14 protein-coding genes are annotated in these 15,332 nt (G+C 65.0%); 10 read left to right on the top strand and 4 right to left on the bottom strand.

The genetic code is table 11. The annotated features are described in order from the left end of the window. Positions 1 to 46: 46 nt before the first annotated feature. Positions 47 to 850 carry a FadR/GntR family transcriptional regulator gene (locus NKI41_RS00185; RefSeq protein ID WP_352680841.1) on the bottom strand — a complete coding sequence of 268 codons (804 nt, stop codon included), beginning with the start codon at positions 848 to 850 and terminating at the stop codon, positions 47 to 49. Positions 851 to 1,062: 212 nt separating this feature from the next. On the opposite strand from NKI41_RS00185, the gene NKI41_RS00190 reads away from it, so the two are divergent. The 6 genes from NKI41_RS00190 to NKI41_RS00215 all read left to right on the top strand — a co-directional run bounded on the left by NKI41_RS00190 (position 1,063) and on the right by NKI41_RS00215 (position 8,300). After that, positions 1,063 to 2,397 carry a DUF3422 family protein gene (locus tag NKI41_RS00190; protein WP_352680843.1) on the top strand — a complete coding sequence of 445 codons (1,335 nt, stop codon included), beginning with the start codon at positions 1,063 to 1,065 and terminating at the stop codon, positions 2,395 to 2,397. 136 nt (positions 2,398 to 2,533) lie between these two features. Further along, the gene (locus NKI41_RS00195; RefSeq protein WP_352680845.1) at positions 2,534 to 4,030 is read left to right on the top strand and encodes an FAD-linked oxidase C-terminal domain-containing protein; all 1,497 of its coding nucleotides are present in this window, start codon (positions 2,534 to 2,536) and stop codon (positions 4,028 to 4,030) included. Positions 4,031 to 4,254: 224 nt separating this feature from the next. After that, positions 4,255 to 5,511 carry an FAD-binding protein gene (locus tag NKI41_RS00200; RefSeq protein WP_352680847.1) on the top strand — a complete coding sequence of 419 codons (1,257 nt, stop codon included), beginning with the start codon at positions 4,255 to 4,257 and terminating at the stop codon, positions 5,509 to 5,511. After that, positions 5,508 to 5,891 carry a DUF4870 family protein gene (locus NKI41_RS00205; RefSeq protein ID WP_352502092.1) on the top strand — a complete coding sequence of 128 codons (384 nt, stop codon included), beginning with the start codon at positions 5,508 to 5,510 and terminating at the stop codon, positions 5,889 to 5,891. Before NKI41_RS00200 ends, NKI41_RS00205 begins: the two co-directional genes overlap by 4 nt. A 68-nt stretch (positions 5,892 to 5,959) precedes the next feature. Further along, positions 5,960 to 7,261 carry a glycolate oxidase subunit GlcF gene (glcF, locus tag NKI41_RS00210; protein WP_352502093.1) on the top strand — a complete coding sequence of 434 codons (1,302 nt, stop codon included), beginning with the start codon at positions 5,960 to 5,962 and terminating at the stop codon, positions 7,259 to 7,261. Positions 7,262 to 7,292: 31 nt separating this feature from the next. After that, positions 7,293 to 8,300 carry a hypothetical protein gene (locus NKI41_RS00215; protein WP_352680849.1) on the top strand — a complete coding sequence of 336 codons (1,008 nt, stop codon included), beginning with the start codon at positions 7,293 to 7,295 and terminating at the stop codon, positions 8,298 to 8,300. A gap of 9 nt (positions 8,301 to 8,309) precedes the next feature. Here the strand turns inward: NKI41_RS00215 and NKI41_RS00220 are convergent, their stop codons facing one another. Both NKI41_RS00220 and NKI41_RS00225 read right to left on the bottom strand, forming a co-directional pair. Then, the gene (locus NKI41_RS00220) at positions 8,310 to 9,230 is read right to left on the bottom strand and encodes a bifunctional 5,10-methylenetetrahydrofolate dehydrogenase/5,10-methenyltetrahydrofolate cyclohydrolase (RefSeq protein WP_352618472.1); all 921 of its coding nucleotides are present in this window, start codon (positions 9,228 to 9,230) and stop codon (positions 8,310 to 8,312) included. 261 nt (positions 9,231 to 9,491) lie between these two features. After that, complete coding sequence (locus NKI41_RS00225; protein WP_352472683.1) at positions 9,492 to 10,226, bottom strand: L,D-transpeptidase; 735 nt, start codon at positions 10,224 to 10,226, stop codon at positions 9,492 to 9,494. Positions 10,227 to 10,448: 222 nt separating this feature from the next. Here NKI41_RS00225 and NKI41_RS00230 point away from each other — a divergent pair, with 222 nt between their 5' ends. Further along, entirely contained in the window at positions 10,449 to 11,084 is a 636-nt protein-coding gene (locus tag NKI41_RS00230) for a DNA-3-methyladenine glycosylase I (protein ID WP_352472682.1), read from the top strand. Positions 11,085 to 11,088: 4 nt separating this feature from the next. Here NKI41_RS00230 and NKI41_RS00235 read toward each other — a convergent pair whose 3' ends face one another. After that, positions 11,089 to 11,340: a hypothetical protein gene (locus NKI41_RS00235; RefSeq protein ID WP_352502096.1), complete on the bottom strand. Its 252-nt coding sequence runs from the start codon at positions 11,338 to 11,340 to the stop codon at positions 11,089 to 11,091. A 336-nt stretch (positions 11,341 to 11,676) separates the two neighbouring features. Between NKI41_RS00235 and hisS the strand changes: the two genes are divergently transcribed. From hisS to hisG, 3 genes are all read left to right on the top strand, one after another. Beyond that, positions 11,677 to 13,236 (top strand): histidine--tRNA ligase, encoded by a 1,560-nt coding sequence (gene hisS, locus NKI41_RS00240; protein ID WP_352680851.1) that lies wholly within the window; start codon positions 11,677 to 11,679, stop codon positions 13,234 to 13,236. A gap of 171 nt (positions 13,237 to 13,407) precedes the next feature. Continuing rightward, positions 13,408 to 14,526, top strand: coding sequence for an ATP phosphoribosyltransferase regulatory subunit (locus tag NKI41_RS00245; RefSeq protein ID WP_352680853.1), 1,119 nt, complete (start codon positions 13,408 to 13,410; stop codon positions 14,524 to 14,526). Further along, entirely contained in the window at positions 14,523 to 15,224 is a 702-nt protein-coding gene (gene hisG, locus NKI41_RS00250) for an ATP phosphoribosyltransferase (RefSeq protein WP_352618466.1), read from the top strand. The genes NKI41_RS00245 and hisG overlap by 4 nt, the downstream gene beginning before the upstream one ends. Positions 15,225 to 15,332: the final 108 nt, after the last annotated feature.

A 15,332-nucleotide genomic window follows, 5' to 3' on the forward strand; every position in this document is an offset into this window, starting at 1 on the left:
CCGCTGGTTCTTCGCTGGTTCGTCGTTGAATTTTTCTGGGCGGGGCCTACGGCTGTTTTCTTGCCGCCTCGCCGTCACCGGGCTCGGAGCGCTGCCTGAGCCTCAGCCGCGACACGCGCTGCCAGTCGCCGCTGCGCTCGGCCTCGGCCATCGATCGTTCGACGTAGGAGATGTGGTCCATCGCCGCCTGCCGCGCCGCAGCCGGATCGCCGGCCTTAACCGCCGCATAGATTGCCCGGTGCTGCGAAAGCAGCGCCTCGCGCGCGCCCGGCACGTTGAACACCAGCCGCCGGTTCTGGAATACGCCTTCCGACAGCAGCCGATAGCAGGAGCGCAGCGTGTGCAGCAGGATGATGTTGTGCGCGCATTCGCAGATCGCGTGGTGGAACTCGACATCGATTTCCGCCTCGTCGTCGAAATTGCCGGTCCGGTGCGCCTCGTCCATACGTGCCATGATGCGGTCGAGCAGCGCCAGATCGTCCGATGTGGCACGCCGCGCCGCATATTCCGCCGCCACCGCCTCGATCTCGCGGCGGTACTCCAGATAGTCGGTCACCGCCTTGCGGTGCATCGAGATCAGGTCGGTCACCGGCTTGGTGAACAGCTGGCCGATGACATCGGCGACATGGGTGCCGCCGCCCGGCCGTGTCGTCAACAGCCCGCGCCCTTCCAAGGCTTTCAAGGCATCGCGCAGGATCGGCCGCGACACCTCGAACTGGCGCGCCAGTTCGCGCTCGCCCGGCAGCCGGTCGCCGGTGCGCAGGACGCCTTCGAGGATCAGGCTCTCGATCTGCTGCACCACCTCGTCGGCGGTGCGCGAATGCTCGATCCGGGAGAAAATGTCGCTCAAACGGGATGCCTGGGGGTTGAACCGATGTCGCGCAAGATAAAGCCGGCGTCGCCAACTGGTCAAATTATTTATCCAATTCGCCGGGGGCCGGGTCCGCTTCACAGCCGCGGCGCCATATCATCTTCAGCTAAATTGGGCGTTTGCGTCCCCTGGCGATTGCCTCTAGAGGGACATCATTGCCAAAGGGCTCACAGAAGCCCGGGGGACCAGCCGTGCCAGACGCCGAGCCTTCCAACCTCGAATTCCAGCTGCGCGCCAAAGCCGTGGGCGGCACCGTCATGGGCTTTCCGGCGCATGAAGGTCGGCCGGGCGCGCTCGGCGAGGTCCACGCCCGGCCGCAGCCGCTGGTCGAAAAGCCGCGCGTGCTGGTGCAGCTTTCCTTCATGACCGAAGCTGGATCCGGGATCGATCAGGCCGTGCTTTCCGAATTGTCGCGACGCCTCGGCATCGCCGCGCCCGACCCTCACGCCCGCCACCACGCGATGAAATGGGGCAAGGGCTCGCTGCGCTGGGAACGCCACACGGAATTCTCGACCTATCTCTGGGAAGGCCCGCTCGGCGAAAACGGCAGGGGGCAAGAGGACACACCCTTCGGCAACGGGTTTTCGCCGCCGGGCACGGTGATTTCCGGCATCAGGCTGGAGATCCGCAAATGGACGCCGGCGAACGAAAAACTGATCGCCGGCTTCGACCCGACCAGCCTGTGCTATTCGCTGGTCGAGCGCGGCAACGCGGCCATCGTCACCGATTTCCGTCAGGATGGCGACGGCTTGACCCGAATGCTGGTGCTCGACCGCGGCCTGACCCCGGCGCGCACCGGGGCACTGTCGCAGCGGCTGATCGACATCGAGACCTACCGCACGCTGGCCATGCTTGGGCTGCCGCTGGCCCTGACGCTGTCCGGTCGGGCCCGCCGCATCGAAGACAGGCTGGCCCAGACCACGTTGGAAATGAAGGTCGCCGAGACCCGCGACAGCCAGACGCTGCTTGCCGACTTGACCGAACTGGCCGCCGAGCTGGAGGCCGATGCCGCCTCCAGCCTCTACCGCTTCGGCGCCAGCCGCGCCTATGACGGCATCGTGCGCGAACGGCTGGAGGCGCTCGACGAAGAGGCGGTGCCCGGCTACGACACCTGGGGCGGTTTTCTGCAGCGCCGCGTGGCGCCGGCGATGCGTACCTGCCGTTCGGTCGAGGAGCGTCAGGCCAATCTGTCGACGAAGCTCACCCGTGCCACCACACTGCTGCGCACCTGGGTCGACGTCGAGGTCGAGAAGCAGAACCGCGATCTTTTGGCGTCGATGAACAATCGCGCCCGCCTGCAATTGCGGCTGCAGCAGACGGTGGAGGGGCTCTCGGTCGCCGCGGTTTCCTACTATGTCGTCGGCCTCATCGGCTACGTCGCCAAGGGCGCCTCGATCTTCGGCCATGCCTTCGCGCCGGAAATGGTCACCGCCGCCTCGGTGCCGCTCGCCGTCGTGCTCGTCTGGTGGGGCGTGCGCCGCGTCCGCCGCATGCACTCCGAACCAGGCAAGCAGCCGGGCGAGTAATGTGGGGTGCAGCGGCAGATTGCCGCTGCGGAAGGCTGTCCCGGCCATAGGCCTCTCATCCCGGCCAACGCGGCATTTGCAAGCGACCACTGTCGCTGGTAAAAGATTTTTACCAGTCGATCGAAGGAGGCTGTCGATGTCCGGCCTTGCCATGCCGAAACCAGACGACGCCACGATGCGCCGGCGCGACGAGATCGTCGCCGATATGCGCATCATGGTGCCGGGCGAGGGCGTCGTCGACGCCGCCAATGCCATGCGCGCCTTCGAGAGCGACGGGCTCACCGCCTACCGGCAATTGCCGCTCGTCGTTGTACTGCCGCAAACCGTGGCCCAGGTGTCGCGGGTGCTGAAATATTGCAGCGACCGCAACATCCGCGTCGTGCCGCGCGGCTCCGGCACCTCGCTCTCCGGCGGTGCGCTGCCGCTCGAAGACGCGGTGCTGCTGGTGATGAGCCGCTTCAACCGCATCCTCGAGATCGATTTTCAGAACCGCGTCGTCGTCGCCCAGCCCGGCGTCACCAATCTCGGCATCACCACCGCCGTCGAGCAGGAGGGCTTCTATTACGCCCCCGATCCATCCTCCCAGATCGCCTGCTCGATCGGCGGCAATGTCGCGGAAAATTCCGGCGGCGTGCACTGCCTGAAATACGGTCTCACCGCCAACAATGTGCTCGGCATCGAGATGGTGCTGATGAATGGCGAGGTGGTGCGCCTCGGCGGCAGCCATCTCGACGCGGAAGGCTACGACCTGCTCGGCGTCATGACCGGCTCCGAAGGACTGCTCGGCGTCGTAACCGAGGTCACCGTACGCATCCTGAAGAAGCCGGAGACGGCGCGTGCCCTGCTGATCGGTTTCCCGACCAGCGAGCAGGCCGGCCAATGCGTTGCCGACATCATCGGCGCCGGCATCATTCCGGGCGGCATGGAGATGATGGACCGTCCGGCCATCCACGCCGCCGAGGATTTCGTCCAGGCCGGCTATCCCCTGGACGTCGAGGCGCTGCTGATCGTCGAGCTGGACGGGCCGGGTGTCGAGGTCGACCATCTGATCGGCCTGGTCGAAGCCATCGCCTATAGGAACGGCTCGACCACATGCCGCACGTCGCAGTCGGAACAGGAGCGGCTGAGCTTCTGGGCCGGCCGCAAGGCGGCGTTCCCGGCGGTCGGCCGCATCTCGCCCGACTACTACTGCATGGACGGCACCATCCCGCGCAAGGAACTGCCGCGCGTGCTCGCCGGCATGCGCGAACTGTCGCAGAAATACGGGCTCGGCGTCGCCAATGTCTTCCACGCCGGCGACGGCAATCTGCACCCGCTCATCCTCTATGACGCCAACGTGCCGGGCGAACTCGACAAGGCGGAGAGTTTCGGCGCCGACATATTGCGGCTCTGCGTCAAGGTCGGTGGCGTGCTGACCGGAGAGCACGGGGTCGGCATCGAGAAGCGCGACCTGATGCCGGAAATGTTCAACCAGATCGACCTCGACCAGCAGATGCGCGTCAAATGCGCCTTCGACCCCAACCATCTTTTGAATCCCGGCAAGGTCTTCCCGCAATTGAGGCGATGCGCCGAGCTCGGGCGGATGCACGTGCATCGCGGCCAAGTGGCGTTTCCGGACATTCCGAGGTTTTGAGCGCGTATGTTAGCGCTTGAACACCCCCCTCTGTCCTGCCGGACTTCTCCCCCTCAAGGGGGGAGATTGGCAGCTTCGGCGCCTCGCCCTCCCGTTAACACTGGAGATTGGCGAAGCCCGACGCAGCATCCGATCTCCCCCCTTGAGGGGGAGATGTCCCGCAGGACAGAGGGGGGCGCGAAGGAACACGACGTTCCCGCATTTGCAAATGCCGCGTCCGTTCTATGACCACCTTCACCCCGTCAACAGCCGCGGAAACCGTATCCACCGTCGCTTGGGCGGCCGCGGAAGACTCGCCGCTCGAAATCCTCGGCCACGGCTCCAAGCGCGGTATCGGCCGGCCGCAGCAGAGCGAGCATACGCTCGACCTTTCCAAACTCTCCGGCGTCATGCTTTACGAGCCGGCCGAACTGGTGCTGTCGGCAAAAGCCGGCACGCCGCTGGCCGAAATCGAAAGCCTGCTTGCCGAAAACGGCCAGCAACTTGCCTTCGAACCGATGGATTACGGCCCGCTGCTCGGCGGTGAGCCAGCGCGAGGCACGATCGGCGGCGCACTCGCCGCGAACCTTTCCGGCCCGCGCCGGCTGAAGGTGGGTGCTGCGCGCGACCATATCCTCGGCATAGCGGCCGTTTCCGGGCGCGGCGAGGCCTTCAAGTCGGGCGGCCGCGTCGTCAAGAACGTCACCGGCTACGATCTGTCCAAGCTGATGGCCAACAGCTGGGGCACGCTGGCGGTGCTCACGGACGTCACCTTCAAGGTGCTGCCTGCTGCCGAGACCGAAGTCACGCTTGCCATCCGCGGCCTGCTCGACGATCACGCCGCCGCCGCCATGGCGCTGGCGCTGGGTTCCAGCGCCGAAGTGTCGAGTGCTGCCCATCTTCCCGAACGGGTCGCAGCCAGGGTCGCCGGCGGCAGTCTCGGCAGCGATGCCGCGACGCTGCTGCGCATCGAGGGCTTCGGCCCGTCGGTCGCTTACCGCATTGCCGCGCTGAAAGACCTGCTGAAAAACGCTGGGCCGCTGCAGGAGATTTCCGGTTCGGTCTCGTACTCGGTCTGGCGCGGTGTCCGCGACTGCGCGCCGTTCGCCGATGGCAGCGAAAGGCCGGTGTGGCGCGTCTCGATGGCGCCGTCGCGGGGCCACCAGATGGTGCTGGCGCTGCGCATGCAGGCCCCGGTCGAAGCCTTCTATGATTGGCAGGGCGGGCTGATCTGGCTGCGCATGCAGCAGGACGATCCCGAGGCTGGCCTGTTGCGCGGCCTGATCAGAAGACATGGCGGCGGCCATGCGACGCTGGTGCGCGCAACCCCTTCGCACCGCGCCGCCGTACCGGTGTTCGAACCGCAAGCGCCGCAACTGGCAGCACTGTCGGCGCGGCTGAAGGCCGAATTCGACCCGAAGAATATCCTCAATCCCGGCCGTATGGCGCCGGGCGCAAGCTCTGCTACTCTCGCGCCGGCAACCGAGGGAGGAGCACAATGAGCGATCCAGGCCAAAACGGTACGTCACGCCAGACCGACCGCTGGCTGGAGCCCGGCCCGACCAACGCGCTGGTCATCTACATCCTCTATCTCGCCGGCCTGGCCATCGGCGTCAGCGGCATTGTCGGCATCGTCCTGGCCTATATCAATCGCGGCAAGGCCGGCGGCTTCGTCGAAAGCCATTACACATTCCTGATCCGCACCTTCTGGATCGGCCTGCTCTATGCACTGATCTCGGCGCTGCTGATGATCGTGGTCATCGGTGTCGTGCTGATGGTTGCCGTTGCCGTCTGGTTCATCGCCCGCTGCATTCTCGGCCTGCAGGCGCTGCAGCGCGGCGAGGCGGTCAAGAACCCGGAAAGCTGGCTTCTGGGATTATGAGCATGATCCCCAAAACTGGGTACCGGTTTTGGGAAAGGATCATGCTCAAACGGTAGGGATTCGTTTACGTGCAGACCAATTTCTCAGCTGCCCAGCTCGCCGATCCGCATGTCGCGGAATCGGAGAAGATCCTGCGCAAATGCGTGCATTGCGGCTTCTGCACCGCCACCTGCCCGACCTATGTGACGCTCGGCAACGAACTGGATTCGCCGCGCGGCCGGATTTATCTGATCAAGGACATGCTGGAAAACGGACGGCCGGCCGACAAGCAGATCGTCACCCATATCGACCGCTGCCTGTCCTGCCTCGCCTGCATGACCACCTGCCCGTCGGGCGTCAACTACATGCATCTGGTCGACCACGCCCGCGTCCATATCGAGGAGACCTACAAGCGTCCGCTGGCCGATCGCCTGACACGCGCCATGCTGGCCTTCGTGCTGCCCTACCCCTCGCGTTTCCGCGCGGCGCTCAAGCTGGCGAAGCTCGGCCAGCCATTCGCCGGCCTGTTTGAGAAAATCCAGGCATTGAAGCCTTTGGGCGCGATGTTGAAGCTGGCCCCGGCGTCGGTCCCGGCAGTCTCGCCGATGGCCTCGCCGGGCGTCCATGCCGGGCAGGGCGCGAAGAAAAATGGCCGCGTCGCCATCCTCACCGGCTGCGCGCAATCCGTGCTCGATCCCGGCATCAACGACACGACGATTTCGCTGCTGACCCGGCTTGGCGTTGAGGTCGTGGTGGCCGAGGGCGAGGGCTGCTGCGGCGCGCTGGTGCATCATATGGGGCGCGAGGACGCTGCCTTGGCGTCGGCCCGACGGAACGTCGACGCCTGGACGCGCGCCATCGAGCAGGGCGGACTCGACGCCATCGTCATCACCGCATCCGGGTGCGGCACCACCATCAAGGATTACGGCTTCATGCTGCGCCTCGATCCGGCCTATGCCGACAAGGCTGCGCGGGTCTCGGCGCTGGCCAGGGACATCACCGAATATCTGGGAAGCCTCGACCTGCCCGAGCCGGTCCGCAAGCCGGGCACCATCGTCGCCTATCACTCAGCCTGCTCGATGCAGCACGGCCAGAAGATCACCCGCCAGCCGAAGGAGCTTCTGGCCAGAGCCGGCTTCGTCGTGCGCGAGCCGCGCGAAGGGCATTTGTGCTGCGGTTCGGCCGGCACCTACAACATCCTGCAGCCCGAGATTTCGGCGACGTTGCGCGACCGCAAGGTCAGGAATATCGAGGCGACCGGTGCTGAAATCGTCGCCACCGGCAATATCGGCTGCATCACCCAGATCGCTTCCGCCGCCAAGCTGCCGGTGGTGCATACGATAAAGCTGCTCGACTGGGCCTATGGCGGCGAGCCGCCAAAATTGGTTTGATTGCTGCGCACCTGCCGATGAGACTGCCGAGATGCCCAACCCAAAGTCCGAAGAGATTGGAACCGTCGTTCGGCTGCTGTCGGACAGATCGCCGGCGACGTTCCAGGCCAGCTATGGCGAATGCCAGACAATCATCGCTCGTCATCTCAAGGATGGGTCCGAATTCCTGTTTGCGCTCATAAAGGCAGCGGTAGAAGCCGACGTCCAGCAAGACAATCTGATTATCGACGCCGTTTCGTTTCTCGACGACGCGCATTTGGCTCGTCTGGCATTTTTCCTGCAAGAGGAAGTGAAACGCGGAATAGACGTGGAGGATCTGCTGGCTCACGTCGCCTTGCAGGCGCCGGAATTGTTTCCAGACAGTACCTTGGGCGACATTCCCGATTTCGCAGACTGGCTGACGCATGATGATCCTCGTTCGCCGCCGGCATGTCATCATTTCAGCTTTGAGGAAGGCGCTCCGAGCGACATGTCTTTTCCGACGCATCGCCATCATCCTACCTGGCATCTGCCGGCGACTGGCAGGCCACTTACGGTCGGCGGCGAAGGATCGGCAGTGTGCCCGACCTGTCGAGAGCGACTGATACATCTGATTACGCTGGACGATCTTGGGAATGAGCTGACGATGCCTCTTCCCAGACTCCGTATCGAGACCTGTACGAATTCTCTCGAACCGACCTATTATTCCCACGACGCTGCCGGTGTGCCGACGCCGATCGCGCCTCTGCATTCGCCCTACATTGAGAGGCCTGCAAAAGCCGCCGAGAAAAGAACTGTTCGGTTGGCACCGACGCCTAAACGGTGGCTCAGGCAGTCGTACGGGATAAGCAATTCAAGGCAAAACCTGTTTCGGCTTGGTGGGCTGCCGTCATGGATTCAGGGACCGCAGTTTCCAGTCGTTCCCGGAACGGACCGGGAAATGAAATTTCTTCTTCAGTTCGATTCACTCGCCGGTTTCTTCTGGGGCAGCGGCGGCGTGCTCTACGTCTTCTGGGATGACGAGTCCCGGATCACCTGCCATGTGCCGCAATGCACGTGACGAAGGCGCCTACTCCGCCGCCAGCCGGTCTGCCGTGCCGTAGGTTGCCTGATAGCGGGCACGCTGCCGGCTGAGGGCCACCATCGTGTTGCGCAGCAGGATCGCCACCGTGATCGGGCCGACGCCGCCCGGCACCGGCGTGATCCACGACGCGACATGCCTGACGCTCTCGGCATCGACGTCGCCGACGATGCGGCTCTCGCCGTCCGGCCCGATTTCCGAATTGATGCCGATATCGATGACGGCGGCGCCCGGCTTGACCATGTCGGCCTTGATCAGCCGCGGTTTGCCGACCGCGACGAACAGTGCGTCGGCGCGGCGTGCGTGTGCCGCCACCGAACGCGTCATGTGGTGACAGACGGTCACCGTCGCGCCTTCGCTCATCAAGAGGAACGCGATCGGCTTGCCGACGATCTCGGAATGGCCGACGACCACCACCTCGAGCCCCTTGAGGTCGAGGCCGGTTTCCCTGAGCAGTTCGACCGAAGCGGCGGCGGTGCAGGGCGCCAGGTCGAGCTGGTTGTAGACGATGTTGCCGATCGAGGCCGGATGCATGCCCTCGACATCCTTGAGCGGATGCACCGCCGCCTGCAGCGTCTTGATCGGAATGTGCACCGGCACCGGCCGCTGGATGATGATGCCGGTGACGCGCGGGTCGGCGTTAAGCCCGTGGATTGCCGCTTCCAGCTCGCCGGCGGTGATGTCGGCGCGAAAGCGCCTTTCCTCGAAGCCGATGCCGGCCAACCCGGCCTTGGCGCGCTGGTTGCGGACATAGACGTCGACTGCGGCGGTATCGCCGACGGTGACCGACACCAGCTTGGGCGGAAAGCCTTCGGCGGTGGCGATCGCCGCGTCCTCGCGCACGCCGGCGATGATGCGTTGAGCAACCGGGCCGCCTCTGAGATAGCGGCTGTCGTCGGAAAGGGACATCGGGATGGGGCCTTTAGCTGGATTTTAGCCGCCACATAGCAAAGCAACCGCGAAAAGGCAGCGCGAAAAGCGAACCGCCATGCCGGTCGCGCGACGTGCCGGCAAAATCTTCCCGTCAATTCCTGCTGGCGGAAACAAAAAGGGCAGCACGGCTTGCCGCGCTGCCCTTTCGTGACTGGCCGCATCCCCACACGGCCCGTCCCCCGTTATTCAATGCTCCCGAGGCTTCTGAGCAGAATCATCGATGAGGTCAACCGCAGATTACATGACTACAACCGTCGTGCCAACATTGACCCGCTCGTAAAGGTCGACCACGTCCTCGTTGCGCATGCGGATGCAGCCCGACGACACCGCGCCGCCGATCGTCCAGGGCTGATTGGTGCCGTGGATACGGTACTCGGTCGAGCCGAGATAGAGCGCGCGTGCGCCGAGCGGGTTTTCCATGCCGCCGGCGAGATAGGTCGGCAGATAACGGCCCTTGGCGGCTTCGCGGGCGATCATCACCGCCGGCGGCCGCCAATCCGGCCAGACGCGCTTGTTGGTGATCTTGTGGGTGCCGGACCATTCGAAGCCCGGCTTGCCGGTGCCGACGCCATAACGCCGCGCCTTACCGTTCTTCCCGACCAGATAGAGGAAATTCTCTCGCGTATCGATGACGATCGTGCCCGGCTTCTGCGGGCCGTCATAGGCGACTTCCTGCGGCAGATAGATCGGGTCGATCTGCGGCCGCATCACCATGCGCTTGGCCGGCGCCTGCACCGCTGCGGTGCGCAGCTGATCGGGTTCGGCCAGCCGCCGGTAGCGCCGTTGCGGCTGCGCCTCTTGCCGGCTCTGCCGCACGATGCCCGGGGCATGGCCGAGCTGCAGCACCCAGGGTGCCGAAAGATCCGGGCTGACCACCACCGGCGGCCTCTCCGCATAGCGGTCGTTGGCATTGGCGGCGCCGGCAGCAAGTACGGCCGCGGCGCCGAACAGTGGGAACAAGAATGTCTTCATCGCAACGCACCTTGATCGTCGAACATGCCGGGGTGCAAAGCCTCCCCGATTTCGCCGACATTGGGCGCGAAGCGGCAACCGAAACATGAATCGGAATGTGTAAAATGCCGATCTGTCAGTAAAGCTTTTGGTGTGGTTACCGCCCGGTTCAGGAATCTGGTAAAGCCGCGGTAAAGGCCGCGTCAAAACGCGTTAACGCCAAGATACGAACGGAATTCCGCCATGGATGAAAAGACAGGTCTGCTTGCCGGTCCCGACGGCATCGCCCGCTGCTTCTGGCACGGCAACCTGCCGGATTATCTGCACTACCACGACCACGAATGGGGCCGGCCGGTCGCCGACGACCGCCGCCTGTTCGAGAAGATCTGCCTCGAAGGTTTTCAGTCGGGCCTGTCCTGGCTGACCATATTGCGCAAGCGCGACAATTTCCGCGAGGCGTTTGCCGGCTTCGATGTCGACAAGATCGCCGCCTTCACCGACGCCGATGTCGATCGCCTGCTCGGCAATGCCGGCATCATCCGCCATCGCGGCAAGATCGTCTCGACCATCAACAACGCCAAGCGCGCCCGCGAACTCATCGACGAGGCCGGCTCGCTGGCCGCCTGGTTCTGGAAGTTCGAGCCCGGCCCGCACGAGCGGCCCGAGATCGTCGACCTCGCGCATTTGCGCGCCAATCCGACGACGGCCGTCTCGGTCCGCATTTCGAAAGAGCTGAAGAAGCGCGGCTGGAGCTTTGTCGGCCCGACCACCGTCTACGCCTTCATGCAGGCGATGGGGCTGGTCAACGACCATCTCGAGGGCTGCGTCTGCCGCGAACCGGTCGAGGCGGAACGGAAAGCGTTCAAGCGGCCGAAATAGCGGCTCAGGCGCCGCCGGCGCCGGCGAGGAAAAACCCGGCAAGGATGGCCGCCAGCGCGGCGAACACCGGATAGATCACCAGCAGTCCGGTCATCAGCACGTCGCGCATCGTCGGTCCGCTGCGCTGTTGCGCCGCGATCTCGAACGGTCCGGCGATTTGCTTCGTATTCGGCGCATAACCATCGGCCGGCCGCAGCCGGACCGAGGCGTCGCGTGCGCCGCTATCGATGATGTCGAACTTCTGTAGCGTGGCCATGGCCCCGAACCCCTTGTTTCGGCGCGCTTATCGGCCCGGATTGTGTCGGCACGATGCCGCGCGCATGGCACAATTGTTTCAGCTTCTTTTTCGCCTTTCCTTCTCCCCTTGTGGGAGAAGGTGGCTCGGCGCGCAGCGCCGAGACGGTTGAGGGGTGTTGGAAGAAATGAGGCGTCGGCGTTCCCTGGAACACCCCTCATCCGACCGAGCTTCGCTCGGCCACCTTCTCCCACAAGGGGAGAAGGAGAGCCGCAAACCCTTGCCTTCTCCGGGCTGCATCGGTAGGACACGCCGACCCGAAATAAGTCACCGTTTACATAGCAAAGTACCCATCCCATGGCCGACAAATCCGAAAAGATGAAAGCGCGGCTGCCGCGCGGCTTTGTCGACCGCGGCGCCGACGATCTGCGCGCCGTCGAGAAGATGATGGCGACGATCCGCTCGGTCTTTGAGCTCTACGGTTTCGAGCCGGTCGACCAGCCGCTGATCGAATACACCGACGCGCTCGGCAAGTTCCTGCCCGACCAGGACCGGCCGAACGAGGGCGTGTTCTCGTTCCAGGACGACGACGATCAATGGCTGTCGCTGCGCTACGACCTGACCGCGCCGATGGCGCGCTTTGTCGCCGAGAATTTCGAGCGCCTGCCGAAACCCTATCGCAGCTATCGCTCCGGCTGGGTGTTCCGCAACGAGAAGCCCGGTCCCGGCCGCTTCCGCCAGTTCATGCAGTTCGACGCCGACACGGTAGGCACGCCGGGTGTCGCCGCCGATGCCGAGATGGCGATGATGATGGCCGACGTGATGGAGGCGCTCGGCATCAAGCGCGGTGATTACGTCGTCCGCGTCAACAACCGCAAAGTGCTCGACGGCGTGCTCGAGGCGATCGGCCTCGGCGGCGACGAGAACGCTGGCCGCCGGCTGCAGGTGCTGCGGGCGATCGACAAGCTGGACAAGCTGGGCGTCGAGGGCGTGCGCCTGCTTTTGGGCGCGGGGCGCAAGGACGAGAGCGGTGATTTCACCAAAGGTGCCGGGCTGGGTAACGCGCAAATCGATGTTGTGATCAGCTATTTCACAGTCATGGCGCAGCATGATCCCGAACAAATTGTCCAGACACTGGGATCTATCACCCCAGGGCTCAGCAATCTTGTCGAGGAAAGGAAACTCGAACATCTCGGCATCACGAACGCCTCGTTTGTCGAGGGTCTCGCAGAGCTGGAGCAGATAAGAACCATGGTCGCACAAAGCGGCTACGGTGAGGATCGCATTCGCATCGATCCCTCCGTTGTGCGTGGCCTCGAATATTACACCGGCCCGGTCTACGAGGCCGAGCTGCTGGCCGAAATCCCCAACGAGGACGGCCAGATCGTGCGCTTCGGCTCGGTTGGCGGCGGCGGACGTTATGACGGCCTCGTCTCGCGCTTTCGTGGCGAGCCGGTGCCGGCGACCGGTTTTTCGATCGGCGTCTCGCGGCTGATGACGGCGCTGAAGAACCTCGGCAAGCTCGATACTTCCGATGTCATCGCGCCGGTCGTCGTGCTGACCATGGACAAGGACACGGAAAGCCTCGGCCGCTACCAGAAGATGGTGGCCGAGCTGCGCGCCGCCGGCATCCGCTCGGAAATGTATCTCGGCGGCGCCGGCATGAAGGCGCAGTTGAAATATGCCGACCGCCGCGGCAGCCCGGTCGCCGTCATCCAGGGCGGCGACGAGCGCGCCAAGGGCGAGGTGCAGATCAAGGACCTGATCGAAGGCGCGAAAATGTCGGCCGAGATCGCCGACAACGCCGAATGGCGCGCCGCACGACCGGCGCAGGTGACCGTGTCGCAAGGCGATCTGGTCGCCGAGGTGAAGAAGATACTGGCGGCGCAGGCCGAGGAGCGGGCGCGTGGCAAGTAGGGCGCCGCTTCCTTCTCCCCCTGGGGGAGAAGGTGGCCGAGCGAAGCTCGGTCGGATGAGGGGTGTTCCAGGGAACGCCGACGCCTCATTTCTTCCGGCACCCCTCATCCGTCTTGGCGCTTCGCGCCAATCCACCTTCTCCCACAGGGGGAGAAGGGAAGGGCGCCTGCCATGACCTCGCGCCCCGCCATCGCATCCGACATCACCAAGCTCTTCGCCGCGCGCGACACCCATGCGGTCGAGGTTGCTGTGCTGCAGCCGGCCGATCCGTTCCTCGACATGGCCGGCGAGGATTTGCGGCGCCGCATCTTTCTCACCGAAAACGAGACCGGGCAGACGCTTTGCCTGCGGCCGGAATTCACCATTCCGGTCTGCCTCGACCACATCGCCAGCCAGGCCGGCACGCCGCGCCGCTATTCCTATCTCGGCGAGGTGTTTCGCCAGCGGCGCGAGGGCGGCAACGAGTTCTTCCAGGCCGGCATCGAGGATCTCGGCGACCGCGACACAGCCGCCGCCGACGCCCGCTCGCTGGCCGATGCGCATGCGCTGCTGTCGCTGGTGCTGCCCGGCCGGCAACTGGCGGTGACGCTCGGCGACCAGACCATTTTCGAGGCGGTGCTGGCAGCGCTTGGCCTGCCGCGCGGCTGGCGCATGAGGCTGGCGCGCGCCTTCGGCTCGGCGCCGATGCTTGAGGCGGCCCTTGCCGACCTCGCCAATCCGCCGCGCAACAGCCAGCTTGCCGGCGCGGTCGCCGCCCTTGTCCTCGACGGCGATCTTGACGGTCTTTCGGCGCATGTCGCCGGTGGCATGGAAGAGGCTGGCCTGTCGGCAACGGCCGGGCGTTCGCCGTCCGAGATTGCGCGGCGCCTGATCGAGAAGGCTGAACTGCGCAGCGTGCGGCTGTCGAACGAGGCGTTTGCGGCGCTGAAGAGCTTTTTGGCCATCGACGTGCCGCTCGACAGCGCCGCCGGGGCGCTCGAACGTTTTGCAGCCGATGCCGGGCTTTCACTGGGGGCTGCGCTGGAGAATTTCGCAGCCCGCGCCGCGGCCATAGAAAGCCTCGGCCTGCCGATGTCTGAAATCAGCTACGACGCCGCCTTCGGCCGGCCGCTCGATTACTACACCGGCCTGGTCTTCGAGATCGCGGCCCAGGATGGCGACCGGCCGCTCGCCGGTGGCGGCCGCTACGACCGGCTGCTGACGCTGCTCGGCGCCAAAACGCCGATCCCCGGCGTCGGTTTTTCCGTCTGGCTCGACCGCATCGAGGCGCTGCGGGAGACGGCGCCATGATCACGCTGGCGATCCCGTCGAAAGGCCGGCTCAAGGAGCAGGCGCTGGAGGTGCTGGCCAAGGCCGGGCTTGCCGTCAGCCTGCCCGGCGACGAGCGCAAATATCGCGCCCGCATCGACGGCCTTGACGGCGTCGAGATAGCATTCCTGTCTGCCTCGGAGATATCAGGCGAAATCGGCCAGGGGTCGGTCGATCTCGGCATCACCGGCGAGGACCTTTTGCGCGAAAACCTCGCCGATTGCGAGACGCGCGCCGAAATCATCGCCCGCCTCGGTTTCGGCAATGCCGATGTCGTCGTCGCCGTGCCCGACATCTGGCTCGATGTCGACACCATGGCCGACCTCGACGACGTCGCCGCCGATTTCCGCCAGCGCCACGGCCGCCGGCTCAGGATCGCCACCAAATACTGGCGCCTGACCCAGCAGTTCTTTTCGCAAAAGCACGGCATCCAGGTCTACCGCATCGTCGAAAGCCTTGGCGCCACCGAAGGCGCGCCGGCGGCCGGATTGGCCGATATCGTCGTCGACATCACCACGTCAGGCGCGACGCTGCGCGCCAACCATCTCAAGGTGCTGGCCGACGGCGTCATCCTGCGCTCGCAGGCCTGTCTCGTCGCGTCGAGGAAGATGCGTTCGGCGACGGACGAGGCCGTGTTGCGCGATATTGCGGGCAGGATGGCATCGGTGAACGCAGGCTGACGACCAGCCGATCTCCCCCCTTGAGGGGGAGATGTCGCCGAAGGCGACAGAGGGGGTGGGTACGTCTTGACGCGACTCTCCTAACGGCAGGCTGGTGCTCCACGCGAG

The organism is Mesorhizobium sp. M0601, from assembly GCF_040320845.1.
Taxonomy (GTDB): Bacteria; Pseudomonadota; Alphaproteobacteria; order Rhizobiales; family Rhizobiaceae; genus Mesorhizobium.

Excerpts from the sequence above, each read along its gene's own strand:
- NKI41_RS00200 (WP_352680847.1), top strand. The coding sequence starts at position 4,255 with ATGACCACCTTCACCCCGTCAACAGCCGCGGAAACCGTATCCACCGTC.
- NKI41_RS00225 (WP_352472683.1), bottom strand. The coding sequence starts at position 10,226 with ATGAAGACATTCTTGTTCCCACTGTTCGGCGCCGCGGCCGTACTTGCT.
- NKI41_RS00215 (WP_352680849.1), top strand. The coding sequence starts at position 7,293 with ATGCCCAACCCAAAGTCCGAAGAGATTGGAACCGTCGTTCGGCTGCTG.
- hisS (WP_352680851.1), top strand. The coding sequence starts at position 11,677 with ATGGCCGACAAATCCGAAAAGATGAAAGCGCGGCTGCCGCGCGGCTTT.
- NKI41_RS00245 (WP_352680853.1), top strand. The coding sequence starts at position 13,408 with ATGACCTCGCGCCCCGCCATCGCATCCGACATCACCAAGCTCTTCGCC.
- NKI41_RS00205 (WP_352502092.1), top strand. The coding sequence starts at position 5,508 with ATGAGCGATCCAGGCCAAAACGGTACGTCACGCCAGACCGACCGCTGG.
- NKI41_RS00235 (WP_352502096.1), bottom strand. The coding sequence starts at position 11,340 with ATGGCCACGCTACAGAAGTTCGACATCATCGATAGCGGCGCACGCGAC.
- NKI41_RS00195 (WP_352680845.1), top strand. The coding sequence starts at position 2,534 with ATGTCCGGCCTTGCCATGCCGAAACCAGACGACGCCACGATGCGCCGG.
- NKI41_RS00220 (WP_352618472.1), bottom strand. The coding sequence starts at position 9,230 with ATGTCCCTTTCCGACGACAGCCGCTATCTCAGAGGCGGCCCGGTTGCT.
- hisG (WP_352618466.1), top strand. The coding sequence starts at position 14,523 with ATGATCACGCTGGCGATCCCGTCGAAAGGCCGGCTCAAGGAGCAGGCG.
- NKI41_RS00230 (WP_352472682.1), top strand. The coding sequence starts at position 10,449 with ATGGATGAAAAGACAGGTCTGCTTGCCGGTCCCGACGGCATCGCCCGC.